Consider the following 3,019-nt stretch of genomic DNA (forward strand, 5'->3'; position numbering starts at 1 on the left):
GCAAAACGCAGCGTCTGTGGCCTCTTTGATGCTCACCACAGAGTGCATGATCTCCGAAGCCCCGAAGGACGAGTCCGGCGCTGGCGGCGGCGGCATGCCTGACATGGGCGGCATGGGCGGCATGGGCATGTAAGTGCCCCGCTGTCTGGACTGAGGGTTTGCGCCCTCACCCGGCCAACACATCAGCCCCGCAAGGTGAAAGCCTTGCGGGTCTTTTTTCATGTTGACGGGTCTTGTTCTGCGCAGGGTCAGCGTCTTTTCAGGGTCATGGCGACTTGCCCCATCTCAACCCACTCACACAGCCCCAGCCGCGATCTTCAACACCCAGTAAGCGCCTTGGCCCTGCACCGCTTGAAAGCGAACTTTCTGGCCGACACGCAAACCGTCGAGTTGGCTTGGGTCTTGGACTTGGAACACCATGCTCATGGGCGGCATGTCCAGGTTTTTGATTTCGCCGTGCTTGAGCGCGACCTTGCCCGCGGCCTTGTCGATGTGCCGCACCTCGGCTGTGGCCCAAGGCAGGGCGGCGGCTTCACTGCTCACACGTTGCAGACCCTCACGCTGCGCCATGCGGCGCAGCCCGGGGTAGTGCTGAAAGCTTTTGCTGCTGCCGTCTTTTTGCACCAACAGCACGTCATAGGCGTCTTTGCGGCCTTTGTATTCGGGGCCATCCATGCCCGGGCTGCCAATGGGCATGCCGGGCACCGACAAACCCAGGGCCACAGGCCGCTCTTTCAAGAGACGGTGAATGTCAGCAGCGGGCACATGGCCCTCAATGACGTAGCCACCCACGCTGGCGGTGTGACAGGAGCCGAGCTGCTCAGGCATGCCCAATCGCTTGCGGGCGGCGATGTTGCCCACATCGCGCACTTCGACCTTGAAACCACTGGCCTGCAGGTGTTCCACCCACAACTGGCAGCAGCCGCAGTTGGGGTCTTTCCAGACTTGTACCAAGGTGGCTTGCGCCAGCGCTGTGCGCTGAAAACCAATGACCGCCAACACGGCCGCTGCAGCAAGCCATTGGCGTCTGGGCATGGTTTTGATTCGTGAACTGCTCATGTTGAGCCCCGATATTTGAAGGTGATACATCCGATCATGCCCGCTTCAAAATGGCCCGTAATCAAACAGGCAAATCCAAAGCCGCCTGCACAGTTGAAAGACCGAACTGAGGCTTTGCGCCCTCACCCGACCTACAACAAAGCCACGCAAGGAGAAAACCTTGCCTGGCTTCTTTGATATCTGGCCGCAGCCCTGTTGGAACATCCGATAAGATGATTGGATGCGTTCTTGCTCTTGGTGGTTGATCTGGCTGATGGTGCTCAAAATGAGCCTGGGCTCGGTCATGGCCATGCCCATTCAATGGTCATGGGCTGAGCCCGCTGTGAGCGAAGTCTCGGCCACAACATCCCAAACAGTTCACCACCCCGTGCATCTGGCCACTTTGCCCGAATGCCACGGACACGCGACAAGTCACGTTGAAGTCAAAGGGCACCAGATCCACCCCACTTCAGTGGACACAGACGCCCCTTCTGGCAACCCCATCGACTGTCACCATTGCTGTGCCGTCGGTTTGGACAGTGAGCCCTGCATTGCACTGCACCGTGCACCCGCCACGCACCCCACCAGCCCTAGGCAGGACTGGCAAAGCGCGAACCTGCGCCCTGTGTTGCGCCCGCCCATCATCTGAACGCTCCACCTCTTTTCACGCTCTGCGCGGGCCTGGACCCGTGCAGCAGACCGATCAAAACGCGCAGGCAAAAGCCGCGCATGGATGGACGCATGACTTCTTCTTTTCAACAACACCACGGCGCGATGCTGCTCAAGTATTCGGGCATCAGCTTCATTTCGGGTGCCGTGAACCACGGTTTTTTCAGCGGTACACGCTCACTGTGGACCGCTGCCATTGGCATCGTGCTGTTTGTGCTGGGCGCTTGGCTCGAGCACAGGCTGAATGCAGACTCGGATGACACACCAAGCTCGGGTTTGCTGCAGACCTTGGTGCTGGGCACTTTGCTCTCGATTGGCCTGGGCTTTTTCACGGGCGGTTTGCAGCACTTTCCGGACTCGCCCGCACGCAGCGCCTGGGTGGTGCCGCTGGGCTTTTTCATCTCGGTGGTGGCGCTGGGACTGAGTGCGCCCCGCCACTGGCCACGGGCGGCCACGGTGTATGTGCTGTTGGTCGGCACCGCCGTCACAGCAGGCAGTTGGGCATCGTGGCAATGGCTGGAGCGCCACCCCGAGTGGGCGGCCACGGGGCACAGCCACGGGGCAAGCGATGCGGCAGACGACCACCACGGAGCCACCACCCCAGCCGGGCCACATGACCCCATTCTGGCCCAAGTGGTCAGTCGCAGCATCGCGGTGAACATGGACGACCAAATGCGTTTCACGCCCAGCCAGATCGATGTGCAGGCTGGTGAAACCATCCGTTTTGTGGTCACCAATTCGGGGCGCACAGCGCATGAGATGGTGCTGGGCAGCGACCAAGACATTCGCGCTCATGCCGAGGCGATGAAACAAGCGACTGCCAAAGGGACGGCGCATGAAGAGGACCACCACCACGGCACAGGAGCCGCCATCAGCGTGGCGGCCGGACAAACCGGCGAGTTGGTGGTGACCTTTGGCCAAGCCACCCGCTTGCAAATGGCCTGTCTCATTCCCGGGCACTACGAAGCGGGCATGCGGGGCACCCTGCAAGTACTGGCCCAGCCCACTTCGCCGAACAAGCCATCGGCCCAACACGATCACAGCGCCCACAAACATTGAACCAGCAGCCCCCTGTAGGTCGGTAGCTTTAGCTCCGACGTTTGTCCGCTTCGGCACAGGCCCCATGTCGGGGTCTTCGACCACCGACCTACGCATACCGCGCCCGCCGTAGGTCGGTAGCTTTAGCTGCGACGTTTGTCCGCTTTGGCACAAGCCCCATCAACAAGTCGGCGGTCGATGCATCCAGCCCGGTGACATCGCCCGACACGAGGCGGGCATGGATGTCTTTGGCCAGCACCTTGCCCAGCTCCAC

3 protein-coding genes are annotated in these 3,019 nt (G+C 61.1%); 2 read left to right on the forward strand and 1 reads right to left on the reverse strand.

Going from position 1 to position 3,019, the window contains the following annotated elements; translation table 11 throughout:
- Positions 1-294: 294 nt before the first annotated feature.
- Positions 295-1,059 (reverse strand): DUF411 domain-containing protein, encoded by a 765-nt coding sequence (locus H663_RS42585; RefSeq protein WP_083451102.1) that lies wholly within the window; start codon positions 1,057-1,059, stop codon positions 295-297.
- A gap of 220 nt (positions 1,060-1,279) precedes the next feature.
- Here H663_RS42585 and H663_RS40725 point away from each other — a divergent pair, with 220 nt between their 5' ends.
- Positions 1,280-1,687, forward strand: coding sequence for a hypothetical protein (locus H663_RS40725; RefSeq protein WP_133240100.1), 408 nt, complete (start codon positions 1,280-1,282; stop codon positions 1,685-1,687).
- Positions 1,688-1,779: 92 nt separating this feature from the next.
- On the forward strand, positions 1,780-2,766 hold the full coding sequence (locus tag H663_RS40730; protein WP_165803979.1) for a cupredoxin domain-containing protein: 987 nt from the start codon (positions 1,780-1,782) through the stop codon (positions 2,764-2,766).
- Positions 2,767-3,019: the final 253 nt, after the last annotated feature.

The sequence above is a fragment of the Limnohabitans planktonicus II-D5 genome, assembly GCF_001270065.2.
GTDB lineage: Bacteria > Pseudomonadota > Gammaproteobacteria > Burkholderiales > Burkholderiaceae_C > Limnohabitans_A > Limnohabitans_A planktonicus.

Coding starts and splice junctions, on each gene's coding strand:
- H663_RS42585 (WP_083451102.1), bottom strand. CDS start 1,059: ATGAGCAGTTCACGAATCAAAACCATGCCCAGACGCCAATGGCTTGCT.
- H663_RS40725 (WP_133240100.1), top strand. CDS start 1,280: ATGCGTTCTTGCTCTTGGTGGTTGATCTGGCTGATGGTGCTCAAAATG.
- H663_RS40730 (WP_165803979.1), top strand. CDS start 1,780: ATGACTTCTTCTTTTCAACAACACCACGGCGCGATGCTGCTCAAGTAT.